Below are 20,018 nucleotides of genomic sequence, written 5' to 3' on the forward strand. Positions count from 1 at the left end.
AGTCAAGGAAGGTGCCTTGAAAACGTATAACAATTTTCGAGGCGAAAAAACTGACAAATTTGTGTAAAAGCTACACAACTATGAAAAAAAGATGTAAAGTATAGATGTATAGACTAGTAGTTGTTATGAATGATAGAAATTATTTTTTCTTTAAAGAAAGCGAATTCAAATGGTAGTGGACGAGAAGGGGATACATACTTTTTTCACTACAAATATTTGAAAGGGTTTACAATATGATGAAGAAAGAGGCGTGTACATATGAGACGATTAGGTATTTCTATTTATCCAGAACATTCGACAGTAGAGGAAGATAAAGAGTATTTAACATTAGCAAGTAAATACGGATTTACACGTGTATTCACATGTTTATTATCTGTAGATGGCGAAAAAGAGAAAATTGTAGAAGAGTTTAAAGAAATAATTTCTCATGCGAATGCATTAGGATTCCAAGTATTGGTTGATATTAGTCCGTCTGTTTTTGAGCAACTAGGTATTTCTTATAATGATTTATCGTTTTTCCATGAACTAGGTGCTTACGGTATTCGTTTAGATGTTGGTTTCTCAGGATTAGAAGAATCGATTATGACGTACAATCCATACGGTTTAAAAATTGAGATTAATATGAGTAACGGTACGAAGTATGTAGATAACATTATGAGTCATAGACCAAATCGTGAAAATTTAATTGGCTGTCATAATTTCTATCCGCATCGTTATTCAGGATTATCATACGATCATTTCATTAAATGCTCGAAACAATTTAAAGATTACGGTATGAGAACGGCTGCTTTTATTTCATCATTTGATGCAACATACGGACCTTGGCCAGTAACAGAAGGGTTATGTACGTTAGAGCAGCATCGCGAATTACCGATGACAACACAGGCGAAGCATTTGTTTGCAACAGAATTAATTGATGATGTTATTATTGCGAATGCTTATGCTTCAGAAGAAGAATTACAAGCACTAGGTGCGTTAAATAAAGAGAAACAAACATTTGATATAGAACTATATGATACAACAACAGATTTAGAAAGAATTATCGTATTAGAAGAACCTCATTTTTATCGCGGGGATGTATCTGAATATATGATTCGTTCTACACAAAGTCGTGTGAAATATAAAAAAGAAGAGTTTAAACCGCATAATACGCGTGAAATTAAGCGTGGCGATCTTTTAATTGATAATGAGCAATATGGCCAATATAAAGGTGAATTGCAAATTGCTTTAAAAGATATGGTGAATACAGGAAAAACAAATGTAGTTGGCCGAATTATAGAGGAAGAAATCTTCTTATTAGATTATTTACAAGCTTGGGATAAGTTTGGATTTACGCTAAAGAAATAATGAACGTGGGATAAAAGGGAAAAAACTACTGATTTCAGTGGCTTTTTCCCTTTTATATAAAGAGCGAGAGGAAGAGCTATGACAAAAGTGCATCAGCGATTAATTTCCATTTTAGAGGAGTTTTTAGAAGAGAAATCGATGTTAAATCGAGCTTTTTTAGCGAGCCGTTTACACGTATCAACGAAGACGATTCAAAAGGATATAAAATTATTAAATGATATATTGGAAGAACACGGAGCGAAAATTGAATCACAAAGAGGGAATGGGTACGAGCTAGAAATTATACAAACTAAGAAGTTTGAAGATTTTTGCTTAAATGTATTTCAAAAACAGACAGAAAAGATTCCAACTTCTTATGAAGAAAGAGTAGCGTATATTTTACACCGTATTTTAACGACAGATGGGTATGTGAAGCTTTCACAGCTAGCGGAAGAGATTTATGTGAGTAAATCTACTGTAAACTTAATTATGAAAGAGGTTACGGATATTTGTAGTCGCTATGAGTTACAAATTGAAAAAAGACCATATTATGGTATGCGTATTGTAGGAGAAGAATTTAATATTCGTTCTTGTTTATCACAATATGGTTTACCGCGGTATGAACATACTCCGTTTCATGAGAACTATGAGCAGACGGACATATATTTATCGTTACCCCACATTTCTCTCATCCGCTCAGTTATACTAAAGTATATCGAGGGAGGAACGATATACTTATCAGATATAGAAATTGATAATTTATCAATTCATATTGCGATTGCTTTAAAGAGATGCAGGGATGATCATTACATTCAAGCACTGCATGTAGAGGAATCTGAACTTATAATAAAGAAAGAATATAAAATTGCGAAACAGATTTTAGGGAATTTAGGGGAAGAGCTAAAACTTCAATTTCCAGAAGAAGAAATTTTATATGTGACGATGCATTTATTAAGTACTGCTGTTACAGCGAGAGATCGCTATGAAAATGTAGAAGAGCTATTAGGGAAAGACGTATATGCATTCATGCAGCATATTCTTTTCAAAGTAGCGGAAGAACGGAATCTTACTTTTTATTACGATGAAGAATTATTATTTGGTTTTGGTGTTCATTTAAAAACGTTATTAAATCGTTTGAGATATAAGTTAAATACGAGAAATCCTCTTTTGGCAGAAGTGAAAAAAAATTATCCATATGCTTTTGAAATTGCAGTTCTCGTTGGAGATATAATTGGTGAATATACGGGTGAATCCATTCCAGAGAGTGAGATTGGTTATATTGCCATTCACTTTGGTGGGGCGATGAGCCGCTTGCAGGAAAATAATCAAAAGAAAAGATGTTTATTAGTTTGTGCAACTGGTCAAGGGAGTGCACAACTACTGAAATATAAAATTCTATCACATTTCCGAGATAAACTAGAGATTGTAGGTATTACAGGGTACTATCAATTGAAAGTGGAAGATCTTTATAAAGATAAAATAGATTGTATTATTAGTACGATTCATATACCGAGTGGTTTGCCTGTTCCGGTTATAAAGGTAAACTCGATATTTGATGATAAAGAGATTAAATCAATTGGTAAGCAGTTATTTACACATGTGAATGATAGTATGCAGCAATACATTAAGGAAGATTTGATCTTCTTAAATCGTAGTGCTTCTACGAAAGAAGAGGTTATTCAGTTTTTATGTGAGAAAGCTGCTGAGAAAAACTATGTACCCGCAAACTTTTATGCTTCTGTTATGGAGAGAGAGAACACATCTCCTACAGCGGTTGGAAACTTAGTGGCAATTCCGCATCCGATGCAATTATTAAGCGATACGACATTTTTGATGTTTTGTACACTCGATAAGGCGATTGACTGGGGAGATAAAAAAGTACAAGTTATTATTTTATTTAGTGTGAAGCGCAATAATAATGAAGATTTACAAAAGCTTTATGATTTTTTATATGATATTATGTCTAATCAAACTATAATAGAAAAATTGCATCAGGCTCAAGCTGTTGATGATTTTCAAGAAATCTTACTATCATTATGAAAAAGTATATTAAAACTTCCGTTACATAACGGAAGTTTTTTATGTTTAATTGTATGCGTTTTCATAATAAGATGAAAATATAGAAAAAACATAGCTTGGAGGAATTTAAAATGACTGATATGCAAACTCCATTTGCGTTAATTTTACATGGTGGTAACGCGAGAAGCGCGGCACTTGAAGCAATTGCTTTTGCAAGACAAGGAGATTTTCAGAATGCGAGTGAAAAGATGGAACTTGCTAGTGAGGAAATATCATCCGCTCATCGTATTCAAACCGATTTAATTCAAGAGGAAGCAAGAGGCAATCATGCAGAAATAAGTTTATTATTAGTGCATGCACAAGATCATTTAATGAATGCCATTACAGTGAAAGAACTTGCTGAGGAATTTATTACTCTTCATAAACGAGTGGAAGAGAAAGTGACAGTATAATATGTACATTTTATTATGTTGTGCAGCAGGCATGTCAACGAGTATGGTTGTAAGAAAAATGCAAGAAGAGGCAAAGAAACAAGGGAAGGATTATAAAATTAAAGCAGTTGATTCGGAACTTGTGAAACTGGAAATAAAAAATGCTGATGTTGTTTTAATTGGACCACAGGTGAAGTATTTGTTTCCAGCGGTAGAGTTTCTTGCAAAGTCATACGATATACCAGTTGCAATTATAGAGCAGCGAGATTATGGTATGTGTGATGGTTTGAAAGTACTTAAGCAAGCTGAACAATTAGTTTTAGCGTAATTATATTTTTTTAAATATAAACATTATAATGTTATAACTTTTGCTTTTGTCAGATTGAACATAGGGAGGGTTATCGATGAATGGTTTTATGAGTTTTATGGAACAGAAGATTATGCCAACAACGCAAAAGATTGCGGGGCAACGACATTTATTAGCAATTCGAAATGGAGTTATTTCTACATTACCGTTAACGATTGTCGGGTCATTTTTCGTTATCTTTTTAAACTTACCAATTGATGCATATATGGAGTGGATTGCACCGTTTCGTCATATTTTAGATATTCCATTCCGATTTACAGTAGGCTTAATGGCTTTATACGCAGCATTTGGGGTAGGGGCCTCACTCGCGAACTTTTATCAGCTCAATCAATTAAGTGCAGGATTATTATCTGTACTCGCCTTTTTACTAGCATCAGTTGAACCAATTCAAATAACAAAAGCTGTACCAGGTGTTATTGATGCAGGAAGATATATTTCAGTAGGGACATTAAGTGCAACTTCTTTATTCGGAGCTATTGTGACAGCATTAATTGCAGTAGAAATTTATCACTTTATGATTAAGCATAATATTTCGATTAAATTACCAGATAGTGTACCACCAGCAGTTGCAAACTCGTTTGCAGCATTAATTCCAACTTTAGTAGTTATTCTTTTATTCTGGGGTATTCGTTACGGTTTGAAATTTGATGTAAACACAACAATCACATATTTAATCGCACCATTAAAATCAGTATTAGTAGGAAATAATTTATTCGGCGGTTTATTAACAGTATTCTTAATCGTGTTCTTCTGGTCGTTCGGTATACATGGCCCAGCGATTTTAGGACCAATCATCCGTCCGATGTGGGATTCAGCAATTCTTGAAAATATGGAAGTATTCACGGCTACAGGAAATGCACATCAATTACCAAACTTATTTACAGAGCAATTTATTCAATGGTTCGTATGGATTGGTGGATCAGGCTCAACGTTAGCTTTAGTAATTATGTTTATGTTCTCTAAATCTAAGTTCTTAAAAGAGTTAGGTAGATTATCATTCGTACCAGGTTTATTCAATATTAACGAGCCAATTATTTTCGGGGCACCAATTGTAATGAATCCGATTTTAATTATTCCGTTCGTTATTACACCGTTAGTTACAACGACAGTATCATATTTCGCAGTTGTTTCAGGTGTGATTCCGCTCATGATGGCGAAGCTGCCATTTACGATGTTAGCGCCAATTGCAGCGATTATTAGTACGGACTGGACAATTATGGCTGGTGTACTTGTACTTGTTAACTTTGTTATCTCATTCGTTATTTACTATCCATTCTTCAAAATGTATGAGAAGCAACAATTAGCAGGAGAGGAGAAAACAGAATGCTCGGAGCAATTATCATCTTAATTACATTCGTGGCGGGGCAGTGTATTGCACATTATTCAAAATGGGTACAAAGTAAATCGCTATTAGTTTTACTACTTGTGTCGATATTATTTATTGGATGTTCAATGGGAGCTTATGTGGCATTTAGTTTAGAATCACCGTACTTTATAATCGTACCAACGATTTTATGTGCAACATGTTTATCTGCAAAATATAGATTTACGAGCATGGCATTAATACAACGTGTGAAGGAGATGCAAAAGCATGGAGCGTAAATTAGGAATTTCACTTTATCCAGAGCATTCAACGAAAGAACAAGATATGGCATACATTTCGGCAGCGGCACGCCACGGTTTTTCAAGAATATTCACTTGTTTACTGTCTGTTAATCGTCCGAAAGAAGAAATTGTAGCTGAATTTAAAGAAATTATTAATCATGCAAAAGATAACAATATGGAAGTTATTTTAGATGTAGCTCCAGCTGTATTCGATCAACTTGGTGTTAGTTATAGTGATCTATCGTTCTTTGCAGAGCTAGGCGCGGATGGAATTCGTTTAGATGTAGGGTTTGACGGGTTAACAGAAGCGAAAATGACGAATAATCCATATGGTTTAAAAATTGAGCTGAATGTAAGTAATGATATTGCCTATTTAGAAAATATCCTTTCGCATCAAGCGAATAAATCAGCTTTAATTGGTTGTCACAATTTTTATCCGCAAAAATTCACTGGTCTTCCGTATGATTATTTCATTCGCTGTAGTGAACGCTTCAAAAAGCATGGTATTCGTAGTGCAGCCTTTATTACATCGCATGCAGCTGACATCGGTCCATGGGATATTAATGACGGATTATGTACGTTAGAACAACATCGTAACTTACCAATTGAAGTACAAGCGAAACATTTATGGGCAACAGGGCTTATTGATGATGTTATTATCGGAAATGCTTATGCGAGTGAAGAAGAGTTAGAGAAACTAGGAAACTTAAATCGTTACATGTTACAGCTAAAGGTACAATTTGTAGAAGAAGCGACTGAAGTAGAGAAGAGAGCGACAATGCAAGAATTACACGTAAGACGCGGTGACATAACAGAGTATATGGTACGTTCTACAGAAGTACGTAAAAAGTACAAAGACTATGACTTCCCAGTGCGCGAAAGTGTACGACAGGAAAGAGGGCAAGTTGTAATTGGTAATAACTTATTCGGAAAGTATAAAGGTGAACTACAAATCATTCTGAAAGAAATGCCAATAGATGAACGGAAAAATATTGTCGGTACAATTGCAGAAGAAGAGTTATTCTTACTAGATTATGTAGGAGCTTGGACACAGTTTACTTGTGTGGAATAGGGAAGGTAAGAGAGGGTGCTATAGCATCCTCTTTTTTCTGTTGAAATAGTAGTCTATCGTATATAGAATTCAAAGGGATAGATTTAACTTGGACGGGGGAGAAGGAGAAAGAATGTAAGAATCATAAAAAAAGAGTCAGTCTCAACGTTGAGACTGACTCTTTTTTATATAGTAATTAGTTTAAAATTTTCACTGTAACTGTTTTACGTCCCCAGTTACTTGATGTACCTTTATCTGGCATTAAAACATCGATTTTATTTCCTTTAATAGCTCCACCAGTATCACCAGCGATTGCTACTCCGTAACCTTCAACCCATACTTTTGAACCTAATGGAATGACACTTGGATCAACTGCAATTAGTTTCATGTTTGGATTAGCTGTTAAGTTATGACCCATAGCTGATTTTACTTGGTCTCCTGCTTTGTAACCATTTTCAAGTGGATCCGCTGTGTAAGCTGTTGCTTGAACTCTTAATTCACGAGAAGAAGATGGTGCACTTGTTTCAGTTTCTTTTGCAACAGGTTGTTGTGTAGCTGGTTTTTGAGCTTTAGCCGCTTCACGAGCTTTAGCTGCCTCTTGAGCCTTAGTCGCTTCACGAGCTTCAGCTGCTTCCTCGGCTTTAGCCGCTTCACGAGCCTTAGCTGCTTCCCCGGCTTTAGCCGCTTCACGAGCTTTAGCTGCCTCTTGAGCCTTAGCTTCTGCTTGAGCTTCAGCTTCTGCCTGAGCTTTGGCTGCTTCACGAGCTTTAGCTGCTTCTTGAGCCTTAGCTTCTGCTTGAGCTTTAGCTGCTTCAGTTGCTTCTTGAGCTTTAGCCGCTTCACGAGCTTTAGCCGCTTCTTGAGCCTTAGCTTCTGCTTGAGTTTCAGCAGCTTCACGAGCTTTAGTTGCTTCTTGAGCCTTAGCTTTTGCTTGAGTTTCAGCAGCTTCACGAGCTTTAGTTGCTTCTTGAGCCTTAGCTTTTGCTTGAGTTTCAGCTACTTCCCCGGCTTTAACTGCTTCACGAACTTTAGCTGTATCTTGAACGTTAGTTACTTTTTCAGCTTTAACTACTGGCTGAACTTTAACTGGTGCTTTTCCTGTTAAGTAAGGAATGTGTACATAAGCTGTTTGGCCGTTATATTCAAATTGGATCCAATCATTTTGTACTTGGTGTGTTGTTTCGATTACATCATCTTTTTTCAATTTACCAAGAATCGCTGAATCTGTATTTGCTCCAGCACGTACGTTTAATACGTTTGCTGTTACGTAGTAAGTATCTTTTGTGTAGTCAGCGCTTATGAAAGCCTCTTTACCACTATTTAATTTAACTTTTGACCATCCGTTTTCTGTATGTAAAACGTTAACTTTATATCCATCTAATAACTTTCCGACAACTTGTGATTCAGTAGTTGGGTTTTCTCGTACATTTAGTACATCAGTCGTTACGATTGTTTCTGCTTTAGCAGATGTTGTGAAAATCCCAAGACCAAAAACCGCTGCTGTTGCTATACCCATAAATTTTTTCATAATAGCCTCCATTGCATTTGTTTTCGTTGACCTCATTATAGCAACCATTATTTTCTTATTTGCGGAAAACACAAAACTACAAAGCATTCGTAACGAGGCATTAATATTCTGTAATAATTCCATTTATATCCTGATAGCGTTTTCTTTGCGTTTTTGAGGGGATTAGAACATACGATTCATAAAATCAACACTTTTTTAATTACTAATAGATTAATAATGTTTCATTAGTGTTACTTGAATGTTTCTGTAATGTTACGAAAAAGGGATATTTAACTATTTGAATCGTAATGTAGTTATGAAAATATAATCTTCTTGTGTGTGAAGTCGTATATATAGGGGGGATTTTAATGAAATAGAGATATAATTGTTACAAAATAAGTTGTAGTATGGAAAAAATTACGCCTTGAATTTGTTCTTTTACATATTATTTTTGCAATAATAGGATTGTAGGATAGTGGTAATGCGAAATGAAAGTTGCAAGGATAAAAAGATAATCGCAACATGAAACATATATAATAGAAGAAACATGATTTAAAGGGATGATATCGTTATGAGTTGGTTCGCGAGTTGCAGTAGAATTATCCCGCTATTTGTGGGCAGTAAAACCCTCACCTCAAAATTCGGCTGAAGAAAAGAAGTTAGGTGGGAGATTAACTGCCGGTAAAAGCCCGATTGGTGAAGGCTAATAATCAGTGGGGGATGAACAAAACCCCCACTGATTATAGTTTCACTTTATATAATAGAAGTTAGAGGTTCTTATTTTTGTCAAAACGTCGATGAAATTACATTTGCCTTCAACAAAATAAAAAACGTAGGAGTGTAAACTCCTACGTTTTTTATTTACTCATATCGTAAACATTCAATTGGATCAAGTTTTGCAGCTTTGTTAGCTGGAAGTAAAACAAAAGTAATATCATTTAGAATTAAAAACCTTTACACAAAGGATTGCGTAAGCTTATTGAAATAATAAGTAACCCCCTTCTAAATAAGAGGGGAGTTCTACGAATTTTACTAGAAATATTTAAACGAATTTTTAGAATGTTTTTTTGGAAATAAAAAAATCTAGTGGGAATTTGCTTCGAATTACAAATAATAGAATGATTATACTCTATTTTTTAAAGAATTATAAACTAAATATAGAACAAAAGTTCGATTGATGGTAAAATATTCATACAGATATTTTGTAGTGTTTTTTTGGAATTAGGTACGTGGTTTAACAGATACAAATAGTTATGAAAGATTTAAAGAGAATTAGATCTTGCTTAAGAAGTGTGGGTAGTTTCATTATGTTTTTATAAATAGGTAAAATGATTATATACAGGGGGGATTAAATAAAGAAAAATTAGTAATGATAAGTTGGAAAGTTGTTCAGTAAGAAATCATTATCCTGTTAAAGGTGATGGAGGATTTTGGAAATGGAAAAAGAGGAAATCGTTAAGCTATTTATAAATACGATAGTAAAGATAGCGCCAGAGAAATTAGATGAATACATAGAAAAAATTAAAAGAAATAGCCATTCTTCTAAATAAATAGGCTATTTCTTCTCGGGTTTCGTATGAGTTTTATTTAGCGCCTGAGCGATAGAAAGCATTTGTTCTAATGCTATATCTTTTTCATCTTTTGGTAACGGTTCTAGCCATTCCATGATTTCTTTAAACTTTTTATATTTGTGTGCATTTAAATCTATTTCTTTACTTTCTCCATATAAGTAGTCAATAGTAACATTAAATTTTTTTGAAACTTTTTCTAATGTTTCTCGTCCAGGAAAAGCTTTCCCATTTTCAAATTTTGAAACAGTTCCTTTTGTTAAGCCAACCTCTTTCCCGAATTGTTCTTGGCTTAGCTTACTATCTATTCTAATTTGTTTTAATCTATCTTTTATTTCCACTGTATATTGTCTCCCCTTTAAACGAGTTTCCAAAATAACTCTTATTTTCATTATAAAGTTTACTAATAGGAATCGTAAAGAGGAAAGGATTGATATAATATGAGGCTATTTAAAGAAATGTTGGATCCTTCAATTTGTGAAATACGTAATGTTGAAGCGAGGTAGCAATAATCTTTTAATAACATGAAAAAAAATTTAAATGAAAAGTTTCACTGTATGAAACTCAAAGGGCATATGCCCTCATTAGAAAAAATACTTTTGTTTTAATGAGCAGATTGAATTGCATTATCCAATAAATGTAGAGTGATTTTTTGAAAAATAAGAAGGATTTTATACGAAAATAAATTATATTCTCGGGAGGTTTTTAATTTGGAACAACCACTTTTATTATCAATTATGGATAAAGAAACAGAAAAGAAAATACAAAAAGTAGTTATAAGTATTTTGAAGGAACATCGTGCATTAAAGGTGCGTTTTGGGGATGAGGTTGAGCAACAGCAGGGAGAAATCAATTTGTTTCCTGAAATTTGTAATACTAAACAGATTAACCAAATGAAGTATAGACAGGTTGAAAAAGCTTTAAAGTATAGTTTAGATGAGGACGAGAGAAACATCATTGAGATGAAGTATTTAAACGATCAAAAATTAAGAGATGATTATATTTATAATGAATTGTTCATAAAGAAAGATTCTTATTATGAAAAGAAAAAGAATGCCCTTCGTTTAATAGCTACAGCTTTAGGTGTAATGTGAGCATTATAAATAGGAAGAGTTCTCAAATAAATTTGCAATATTTATAAAGATATTCAAAGGAGAAATTTCCGATGAAGAGAGGGATAATTAGGGGGAATTTATAAATATGGATGAATGATAATCTTAGTATCAGAAGGGGGGAAACAAAATCCCTTCTGGTGACTAAGCGTTCCACCAGAATAGGACGCACTCGGGTTATCGTACAGTGATGCTTTCATAGGTCACCATGCACTTTGTTCGCGCAGATAACCAGCGGGGCCTTGGAGGTAAGAGTACTCCTATATGGTGTATGTACTGTTCAACTTTGTAGATATTATCTGAGCTGAACATAGAAATGAATCTTTTAATATTTCATGTATGTTTAGTTTCCTACATCTAAGCAAGTTTGAGAATAGGAAGATAATATTTTTATGGGTTGAATAAATTTATATACTCTCAAAATTAATAAATTTAAATTAGCGAAATAGCTTTTTATTTATTAGGTAAAAGAGTATTACAAGGAGGTATGATAAAGGAAGAAAATATGTATGCAATTCTCCTGAATCAACAGATTTAGAAAAGTATAGAAGTAAGTAACTATAAAGGTGCAAAGCGTAGCCTAATCAAAAATTAATTAGTATGGAAAAGGTTATTAAAGATAAAAACTATCCCTCCTATACAAATAAATCTTAATGATTTAATAAAAAGCGAAGAGAGACATTTGTCTTTCTTTTTTATTTGAAAAAAGAGAAAGGAACGTGGCTCATATTGCTAGTTTAATAAAGATATTTGGAGCGACATTTGGAGCTTTTTGTGGGTATTTTTTTGGAGGGTTTGATGTTGCATTGAAAGTATTGGTAATAATAGCAGTTATTGATTATCTGTCTGGAATGATTGCAGCAGGGTATAGCGGAGAATTGAAAAGTAAAGTTGGCTTTAAGGGCATTGCTAAAAAGGTGATGTTGTTTTTATTAATTGGAGTTGCAGCACAGCTAGATTCATTATTCGGTAGTAATAGTGGAATTCGAGAAGCAACAATCTTTTTCTTTATAGGAAATGAAGCATTATCAGTTTTAGAAAATGCTGGTCGTATAGGGATTAAGATTCCGAAAGTATTAATCAGTGCTGTTGAAGTTTTAAATAATGAACAAAAACAAGAACATAAAAAGGAGAAATGAAGTAATGGGACACATTGTAGATATTTCAAAATGGAACGGTAATATAGATTGGAGTGTAGCGGCTCCACAGCTTGATTTAGTTATTGCTAGGGTGCAAGATGGCTCAAATTACGTAGATCCTATGTATAAAGAATACGTTCAAGCTATGAGAAGTTATAAAGTACCCTATGGAAATTACGCATTTTGCCGCTTTACGTCTATTGCAGATGCTAAGAAAGAAGCACAAGATTTTTGGGCGCGAGGTGATAAAGGTGCATTATTTTGGGTTGCAGACGTTGAGGTTAAGACAATGGATGATATGCAAGGTGGAACTCAAGCGTTTATCGATGAATTACGTCGTTTAGGTGCGAAAAAAGTTGGTTTATATGTAGGACATCATACTTATGAAGCGTTTGGTGCAGCGAATATTAAAGCTGACTTTACATGGATTCCACGTTATGGTGGAAATAAACCAGCTTATCCTTGTGACATGTGGCAGTATACTGAGACAGGAAATGTATCTGGTATTGGTAAATGTGATTTAAATTATTTAATTGGTAATAAATCATTATCTTGGTTTCTTGATGGAAATGGTGATAACAAGGGGCAACAAAGTCGACCAGTAGGTATTGGGACCGCTGTCTCAAAATATCCTGTTGGATATGAGGTGAACTTAAATACAAATCCAACTGATTTTATATTTTCAGGTAATTCTATTAAGGATAAAAACCCATATTTAATTTATAAAGCTTGGTGGATCCCAGAATACATGATTAATTTTGGCGGGGATCAACAATGGGCAAAATTAGAGCATTTCGATGTTCAATGGTTTTATGCTTATTCAAAATATCCTTTTGGTTATCAAATTAGACATTACGATGGACCGAATGGAAAAGATACTGGTTTTGTAGATGGTAGCGAGCCGTATCGATTATTTGGGCGTCAAGATGGACATGTTGATATTGGTGGGAATCGTTGGATTCGTGAAGAACATGTAGTAATTAGATAATACAAAAGGCCACCTTATTTAAGTGGCCTTTTATATTTTTTATTAAATACTATTTGAAATTAATAGGATCGTTACTTTATATAAATTAAATAGAAGAAAAGGAAAGGTGATATATATGTTGGAAAATAGTGTAATGATGGGTACATTAGCGAGTGTTGATATGAAAGAAAATGTAGGAAAGTCATTTTATGCATATAATGAAGCTTCTTTTACATCAGGTAAATCAAATGGTGGAGTGGAGTATACGCCCCAAACAATTCTTGTGAAGGAAAAACGAAATAATGGTTGGTGGAAAATTCAAACTTGGGAAGGGGAGAAATGGATTAATTTAAATGGTGAGAAAAAGTATGTAGAAAAATCATTCTATACGTACAATGAGCCATCTTTCGTATCTCCAAAAGGAGGTGGAGGCCAATCCTTTTTAGCGCAAGAGGTACCTGTTATCGATGGGACGACAAGTGGCTGGTTAAAAATTATTTCTTATGAGGGAGAAAAATGGATCAATCCAAATGGTGAGAAAAAGTATGTAGAAAAATCATTCTATACGTACAATGAGCCATCTTTCGTATCTCCAAAAGGAGGTGGAGGCCAATCCTTTTTAGCGCAAGAGGTACCTGTGATTGATGGGACAACAAGTGGTTGGTTAAAGATTATTTCTTATGAAGGAGAGAAATGGATTAACCCAAATGGAGAGAAGAAGTATGTGGAAAAATCATTCTACACGTATAATGAGCCATCATTTGTATCTGCAAAAGGAAATGGAGGCCAATCCTTTTTAGCGCAAGAGGTACCTGTGATTGATGGGACAACAAGTGGTTGGTTAAAGATTATTTCTTATGAAGGAGAGAAATGGATTAACCCAAATGGAGAGAAAAAGTATGTGGAAAAATCATTCTATACGTACAATGAGCCATCATTTGTATCTGCAAAAGGAAATGGAGGCCAAGATTTTTCAGCACAAGAGGTGCTTGTTATCGATGGTACAACAAGTGGCTGGTTAAAGATTATTTCTTATGAAGGAGAAAAATGGATTAATCCAAATGCTTCTGAGGTCTCAGGAGTAATTGAATTAGCTCTAAAACAATTAGGGAAGCCATACGTCTTTGGAGAATCGGGGCCTAATTCCTTTGATTGTAGTGGTTTCATATACTATGTATATAAAAATAATGGGTATAGTATTTCAAGGAATAGTGTAGCGGGATATTGGCCGATGGTAATTAAAATTAATGATCCGCAGCCTGGAGATTTAGTCTTTTTACAAAACACATATACACCTGGCCCATCACATATGGGGATTTATCTTGGAAACGGTGAGTTCATTCATGCAGGAAGTGAACAGACGGGTGTTGTAAGAGGAAATGTGTTTAGTTCATATAATCAAAAACACTTCCTTGGTTATGGTAGATTTAAAAAATAAGTTAGCAACGTTAGCTTATGTGCATCAATAAAGATAATTATCTGGATTATTCGATAAAAAGATTCAAGAGGTTATAAAACAGCTATCAATTTTGATAGCTGTTTTTGATAGTTATGAAAAACTACAATGAATTTTCTGAAATGAAATATTCGTTGTTTTATAGATTATTAATTGAAATATACGAAAGGATATAGGTGATATATATGTTAAAACATAGTGTAATGATGGGAGTATTAGTGGATACAAAAGAAAATGTAGAAAAGTCATTTTATGCATATAATGAGGCTTCTTTTACATCAGATAAATCAAATGGTGGAGTGGAGTATACGCCCCAAACAATTCTTGTGAAGGAAAAACGAAACAATGGTTGGTGGAAAATTCAAACTTGGGAAGGGGAGAAATGGATTAATTTAAATGGTGAGAAAAAGTATGTAGAGAAATCATTCTATACATATAATGAGCCATCATTTGTGTCTGCAAAAGGAGGTGGAGGTCAATCCTTTTCAGCGCAGGAGGTACCTGTGATTGATGGGACGACAAGTGGTTGGTTAAAAATTATTTCTTATGAGGGAGAAAAATGGATCAATCCAAATGGTGAGAAAAAGTATGTAGAAAAATCATTCTACACGTACAATGAGCCATCTTTCGTATCTACAAAAGGAGGAGGAGGCCAATCCTTTTCAGCGCAAGAGGTACCTGTGATTGATGGTACAACAAGTGGTTGGTTAAAGATTATTTCTTATGAAGGAGAAAAATGGATCAATCCAAATGGTGAGAAGAAGTATGTAGAAAAATCATTCTACACGTACAATGAGCCATCTTTCGTATCTGCGAAAGGAGGAGGAGGCCAATCCTTTTCAGCGCAAGAGGTACCTGTGATTGATGGTACAACAAGTGGTTGGTTAAAGATTATTTCTTATGAAGGAGAAAAATGGATCAATCCAAATGGTGAGAAAAAGTATGTAGAAAAATCATTCTATACGTACAATGAACCATCATTTGTATCCACAAAAGGAAATGGAGGCCAAGCTTTTCTAGCACAAGAGGTGCTTGTAATTGATGGGGCAACAAGTGGTTGGTTAAAGATTATTTCTTATGAAGGGGAAAAATGGATTAATCCAAACGGTGGCATTGAAATGTTTTTTGAGTCTACAGCGTATAGTGTAGAGAACAGTCCTCCACATGAACGCATTACTGCATATGGTATTGATATAGGGAAAAACCCAAATATCAAGTTAATTGCTGTTGATCCTAAAGTAATTCCATTAGGAACGCAAGTAGATGTTGAGGGTTATGGTGTAGCCATTGCCGGTGATACGGGTGGTGCTATTAAAGGGAAAATAATTGATGTACTTTTCCCGACTGAAAGAGAAGCAATTAAATGGGGACGTAAAAAGGTGAAAATAAGAATTCTTAATTAATCTTTTAATACACGAACGTTGTTATTTATGATTTGCTTAGATGATGCACATCATAAAGTCGTTCATTTCTTTCGATATATAAAAAGGAGGTTGCACGCAGGCAACCTCTTTTTTACTCATATCGTAAACATTCAATTGGATCAAGTTTTGCAGCTTTGTTAGCTGGTAGTAAACCGAATGCAATACCGATTAGCATTGAAATACCTACTGAAAGAAGTCCAAGTTCTTTTGAGATAACGAGTGGCCATCCGGCAAAGATTGAGACGATCCAAGCGAAGAATATACCGAGCATGAATCCGATGAAACCACCGAGTCCTGTTAAAATACAAGATTCAATTAAGAATTGTGTTAATACTTTACCGCGCGTTGCACCAAGTGCTTTACGAATACCAATCTCACGTGTACGTTCTGTTACAGATACAAGCATGATGTTCATTACACCGATACCACCAACAAGTAAGGAGATAGCAGCAATACCACCGAATACCATTTTCATCATACCAATTGATTCGTCTAATTGCTTCGTAAACTCACCCATATCTTGAGCTTCAAATTTATGCTCAAATTTAGGAGCTTTCATTTCGTTTAAAACAGAAGCAGCTTGTTTTTCTACACTTTTACGTTCTGCTGGCGAAGTTAATATTAATCTTACAGAGTCATACTCAGTTACTCCTGAGATTACAGGAGCGTTTTCAAGTGATGTATAACCTTCTGACATAGCCATTCCGAAATCATTTTTTGCTTCATACACACCGACTACTTTATATGGCTTTCCTTTTATATCAGTATATAAATTTGATTCCCAACCATTAAACAATTTGTTGAAAGCTTCTTCATTTAAAATAACAGCAGGAATTGCTTGCTTTAATTCACTATCATTTAATTCACGACCGTGAACTAATTTTATTTTCGCATCTGTCATGAAGGCACCTGTTCCACCTTTTAAATCAAGAGAGACATCTTTTGAACCAGAAGATGCTTTTACTTTCATACTTACATCTGGATAAACATCTTTAACGCCAGGAACAGTTTGAAGACGTTTTAACATATCAGCTGTAATTTTGGCACTATCAGTTCCGTAATCAGGGTTGTTGTAGTAAATCGTTACTTCAGTATCTTTTCCTTGGCCTAACTCTTTTTTAAACTTTGCATTTGTACCATCACCCATTGAAATGATAGTAATAATGGCGCTAATACCGATAATAATACCTAGCATTGTTAATATAGAACGCATTTTATGAGCAAAGATAGAGGAAAGGGCCATGCGTATATTTTCACTCGTGTTCAAAATTAACCTCTCCAATCTTGGACGATATTTCCGTCACGAATTACAATTTGACGTGCTGCCGCTTCCCCAATTTCACGATCGTGGGTAATCATAATGATTGTTGAGCCTTGTTTGTTTAATTCGTAAAAGAGATCCATAATTTGTGTACTTGTTTTCGTATCAAGTGCACCCGTCGGTTCATCTGCTAAGAGAAATTTCGGGTTATTTACGATTGCACGTGCGACTGCGACACGCTGCTTTTGTCCACCTGACAATTCATTTGGTAAGTGAGTAGCACGATCAGCTAAACTGACTTTTGTTAAAGCTGCTAATGAGCGCTCACGTCTTTCTTTTTTATCGACTCCAGCGTAAATAAGAGGTAGTTCTACATTTTGAAGTGCTGTAAGTCTCGGTAATAACATAAAGTTTTGGAATATGAATCCGATCTCTTTATTACGAACATGTGCAAGTTCTGTTTCAGACATGTTTGAAATGTTTTGACCAGCTAGTTCGTACGCACCTGTCGTTGGTTTATCTAAGCAACCGATAATGTTCATTAATGTTGATTTACCAGAACCAGACGGTCCCATAATAGAAGTGAATTCTCCTTGGTTTAGTGTTACATCAATTCCATGTAATATTTGAACGGACTCTGCACCATTTTGGAAAGATTTCGTGATGCCTTTTAAGTTAATCATTGAGTGACAACCTCCATACCGTCTTTTAAGTCTTTTTCAGGTTTAGAGATAATTTCCTCTCCTTTTTTCACTCCAGAAACTTTTGCTTCGCTATCTGTCTCAAATTCAACAGTAACTGCTTGTTCTTTCGCTTTACCGTCTTTTACAACGAAGACAACATTTTTGTCACCTTTTTTCACAATGCTGCTTTTCGGAACAATCGTACCAGTTGCTTCGCCAGATTTACTTGTTACGTAAACATGGAAGCCGTTTTGTAATTCTTCACTATTATCTAATGTGACAGTGAATTGATAATTAGAAACAGTTTTATTTTCGTCCATGCTCTTTAATGGTGTAGAACCGATTTCTGTTACTTTTCCTGTCCAAGTTTTACCAGCGACAGTTTTTGATGAAACAGTTACTTCTTGCCCAACTTTCATACTAGCAAGTTCATATTCAGAAAGTTGACCTTTTACTTTAAATTGACCAGCGTGACGAAGTGTAATGCCACTCATACCTGTTTTTTCATCAGCAGTTTTTACGATATCATCAATTACACCGTCGGCTGGACTTGTTACAGAAAGTGTGTTTACTTTCTCTTTTGCTACTTTAATCATTTCATCAGCTTTTTCTACTTCAAACTTCTTCATTTCAAGTTGTGATTCTAATTGCCCAACTTCAATTTCTGATGCTTTTAATGCTTCAGCTGGAAGGCCTGCATTTTTATCTTTTTGTAATTTTTGTTTCGCTGCATCAATTTGTTTTTGGAACAATGTTACTTCTTTTTGTGCGATTTTCTTTTGCATTTCTGCTTCTGTTACACCTTGTTTAGCAGTAGGGTCATTATATTTAAATAGAAGCTGACCTTTTTTCACTTCATCACCTTTTTTAACAGCTAATTCATACGTACCTTTTGTTGGATCGAATGAAATTGTTTCAATACCATTTGGAATAACTTCGCCGCCAAATTTTTGTGCATTTTCAATTTGTTTTTCCGTAATTTTATAACCGCTATATGCCATTGCTACTTCTGAACTACCGCCAGCAAATGCAAAATATGATCCAGCTGCAATTCCGATCGCTACTACACTAGTAATTAACACTTTATTTTTCTTCTTCATCTATTTATCACCTTTTCGTTCGTTTTAGTATCTACATTAAGTATAGAAGAGGTGAAGAATCTGACAAATCGTTTTAGCTTACAATAACCTTACAGTTTTGTAAGGTATAAATATGTAAATGTAAGGTGGAGGTTTTCCTAGTTTAAGCAAATGAATTGACTCGTTGTTTTTTTCTAATAATAATATTGTATGAAGGAGAGGAGGAAGGAAGATGGAAGCTTATTTTAGTGCGCATCCATTAAAACCATTTATTCCGTACTCGAGGCAACATGCCATTATATTATTTATTATGTTGGTGGGGATATTTTTTCTGTATCAATACCAAGATTTATTGCGTCAAAGTGAGTGGAATATAACGGTTCGATATGCAATTGCATTTCTATTTATAGGAAGTGAGATTGGACTTCATATGTGGGAATGGAAAGCTGGGATTTTTGAGCTAGGCACTTCATTACCATTTGAGTTATGTACGATTAGTTTATTGTTAGCGTCGATTATGATTGTAACGAAAAGCTATCGAATATATGAGATTGTGTTTTTTACAGGGATTATCGGTGCATCGCAAGCTATTTTAACACCGAACGTGCAATATGCTTTTCCGCATTTTCGCTTTATAGAATTCTTTATCGCACATATATTGCTCATTTGGGCACCACTCTTTATGACATGGGTGGAAGGATATCGTCCGACATTACAATCTATTAAGCGTACGATGGTATTTTTAAATATATTGATTCCAATTGTTTCGTTTGTGAATTACAAAACAGGCGGTAATTATATGTTTTTAGCTCGTAAGCCAGAAACTGCTTCATTACTCGATATGTTAGGGCCGCATCCTTACTATATTATTTCATTAGAAATAGCTGCGCTTATGGGATGTTTCATTTTGTATATGCCGTTTGTGAAAAGAGAAGGGCATGCGCATAAAGAATCACTAGGATCATAACCTAGTGATTTTTTATCTTATAAATATTTACAATTCAGAAAATTAAGAATAAAATT

At 34.6% G+C, this 20,018-nt stretch carries 18 protein-coding genes; 13 read left to right on the top strand and 5 right to left on the bottom strand.

Features of this window, described 5'->3' with window-relative positions:
* Positions 1-258 precede the first annotated feature (258 nt).
* The 7 genes from MKY90_RS04125 to MKY90_RS04155 all read left to right on the top strand — a co-directional run bounded on the left by MKY90_RS04125 (position 259) and on the right by MKY90_RS04155 (position 6,820).
* On the top strand, positions 259-1,347 hold the full coding sequence (locus MKY90_RS04125) for a DUF871 domain-containing protein (RefSeq protein ID WP_002169106.1): 1,089 nt from the start codon (positions 259-261) through the stop codon (positions 1,345-1,347).
* Positions 1,348-1,425: 78 nt separating this feature from the next.
* Entirely contained in the window at positions 1,426-3,366 is a 1,941-nt protein-coding gene (locus MKY90_RS04130) for a BglG family transcription antiterminator (RefSeq protein ID WP_063219339.1), read from the top strand.
* Positions 3,367-3,476: 110 nt separating this feature from the next.
* Entirely contained in the window at positions 3,477-3,797 is a 321-nt protein-coding gene (locus MKY90_RS04135; protein WP_002125414.1) for a PTS lactose/cellobiose transporter subunit IIA, read from the top strand.
* Between the two features lies 1 nt (position 3,798).
* Positions 3,799-4,104: a PTS sugar transporter subunit IIB gene (locus MKY90_RS04140; protein WP_002087440.1), complete on the top strand. Its 306-nt coding sequence runs from the start codon at positions 3,799-3,801 to the stop codon at positions 4,102-4,104.
* Positions 4,105-4,180: 76 nt separating this feature from the next.
* Positions 4,181-5,491, top strand: a complete 1,311-nt coding sequence (locus MKY90_RS04145; protein ID WP_002140468.1) for a PTS sugar transporter subunit IIC — start codon at positions 4,181-4,183, stop codon at positions 5,489-5,491.
* Positions 5,467-5,745: a hypothetical protein gene (locus MKY90_RS04150; protein WP_002087437.1), complete on the top strand. Its 279-nt coding sequence runs from the start codon at positions 5,467-5,469 to the stop codon at positions 5,743-5,745. The genes MKY90_RS04145 and MKY90_RS04150 overlap by 25 nt, the downstream gene beginning before the upstream one ends.
* Positions 5,735-6,820 carry a DUF871 domain-containing protein gene (locus MKY90_RS04155; protein ID WP_063219338.1) on the top strand — a complete coding sequence of 362 codons (1,086 nt, stop codon included), beginning with the start codon at positions 5,735-5,737 and terminating at the stop codon, positions 6,818-6,820. Before MKY90_RS04150 ends, MKY90_RS04155 begins: the two co-directional genes overlap by 11 nt.
* A gap of 175 nt (positions 6,821-6,995) precedes the next feature.
* On the opposite strand, the gene entC is transcribed toward MKY90_RS04155, so the two are convergent.
* Both entC and MKY90_RS04165 read right to left on the bottom strand, forming a co-directional pair.
* Entirely contained in the window at positions 6,996-8,450 is a 1,455-nt protein-coding gene (gene entC / locus MKY90_RS04160) for a cell wall-binding protein EntC (RefSeq protein WP_341090443.1), read from the bottom strand.
* A 1,411-nt stretch (positions 8,451-9,861) separates the two neighbouring features.
* Positions 9,862-10,215 carry a helix-turn-helix domain-containing protein gene (locus tag MKY90_RS04165; RefSeq protein ID WP_002134550.1) on the bottom strand — a complete coding sequence of 118 codons (354 nt, stop codon included), beginning with the start codon at positions 10,213-10,215 and terminating at the stop codon, positions 9,862-9,864.
* 369 nt (positions 10,216-10,584) lie between these two features.
* Between MKY90_RS04165 and MKY90_RS04170 the strand changes: the two genes are divergently transcribed.
* From MKY90_RS04170 to MKY90_RS04190, 5 genes are all read left to right on the top strand, one after another.
* Complete coding sequence (locus MKY90_RS04170) at positions 10,585-10,968, top strand: ArpU family phage packaging/lysis transcriptional regulator (RefSeq protein ID WP_002063912.1); 384 nt, start codon at positions 10,585-10,587, stop codon at positions 10,966-10,968.
* Between the two features lie 737 nt (positions 10,969-11,705).
* Complete coding sequence (locus MKY90_RS04175) at positions 11,706-12,125, top strand: phage holin family protein (RefSeq protein ID WP_002063913.1); 420 nt, start codon at positions 11,706-11,708, stop codon at positions 12,123-12,125.
* 4 nt (positions 12,126-12,129) lie between these two features.
* Positions 12,130-13,113 carry a glycoside hydrolase family 25 protein gene (locus MKY90_RS04180; RefSeq protein WP_098167508.1) on the top strand — a complete coding sequence of 328 codons (984 nt, stop codon included), beginning with the start codon at positions 12,130-12,132 and terminating at the stop codon, positions 13,111-13,113.
* 115 nt (positions 13,114-13,228) lie between these two features.
* Positions 13,229-14,530 (top strand): C40 family peptidase, encoded by a 1,302-nt coding sequence (locus tag MKY90_RS04185; RefSeq protein WP_215599034.1) that lies wholly within the window; start codon positions 13,229-13,231, stop codon positions 14,528-14,530.
* Positions 14,531-14,733: 203 nt separating this feature from the next.
* Complete coding sequence (locus MKY90_RS04190; protein ID WP_341090454.1) at positions 14,734-15,951, top strand: 3D domain-containing protein; 1,218 nt, start codon at positions 14,734-14,736, stop codon at positions 15,949-15,951.
* Positions 15,952-16,063: 112 nt separating this feature from the next.
* On the opposite strand, the gene MKY90_RS04195 is transcribed toward MKY90_RS04190, so the two are convergent.
* Genes MKY90_RS04195 through MKY90_RS04205 form a run of 3 tightly spaced genes read right to left on the bottom strand, consistent with a single transcriptional unit; the run spans position 16,064 to position 19,016 of the window.
* Positions 16,064-17,215 carry an ABC transporter permease gene (locus MKY90_RS04195; RefSeq protein WP_002063918.1) on the bottom strand — a complete coding sequence of 384 codons (1,152 nt, stop codon included), beginning with the start codon at positions 17,213-17,215 and terminating at the stop codon, positions 16,064-16,066.
* Between the two features lie 26 nt (positions 17,216-17,241).
* The gene (locus MKY90_RS04200; protein ID WP_002087431.1) at positions 17,242-17,916 is read right to left on the bottom strand and encodes an ABC transporter ATP-binding protein; all 675 of its coding nucleotides are present in this window, start codon (positions 17,914-17,916) and stop codon (positions 17,242-17,244) included.
* Entirely contained in the window at positions 17,913-19,016 is a 1,104-nt protein-coding gene (locus MKY90_RS04205) for an efflux RND transporter periplasmic adaptor subunit (RefSeq protein WP_002186682.1), read from the bottom strand. Before MKY90_RS04205 ends, MKY90_RS04200 begins: the two co-directional genes overlap by 4 nt.
* Positions 19,017-19,227: 211 nt before the next feature.
* On the opposite strand from MKY90_RS04205, the gene MKY90_RS04210 reads away from it, so the two are divergent.
* Positions 19,228-19,962, top strand: a complete 735-nt coding sequence (locus MKY90_RS04210; RefSeq protein ID WP_016126602.1) for a YwaF family protein — start codon at positions 19,228-19,230, stop codon at positions 19,960-19,962.
* Positions 19,963-20,018: the final 56 nt, after the last annotated feature.

Origin of the sequence: Bacillus sp. FSL P2-0099, from assembly GCF_038007445.1 — a bacterium.
In the GTDB taxonomy this organism is placed as follows: domain Bacteria; phylum Bacillota; class Bacilli; order Bacillales; family Bacillaceae_G; genus Bacillus_A; species Bacillus_A mycoides.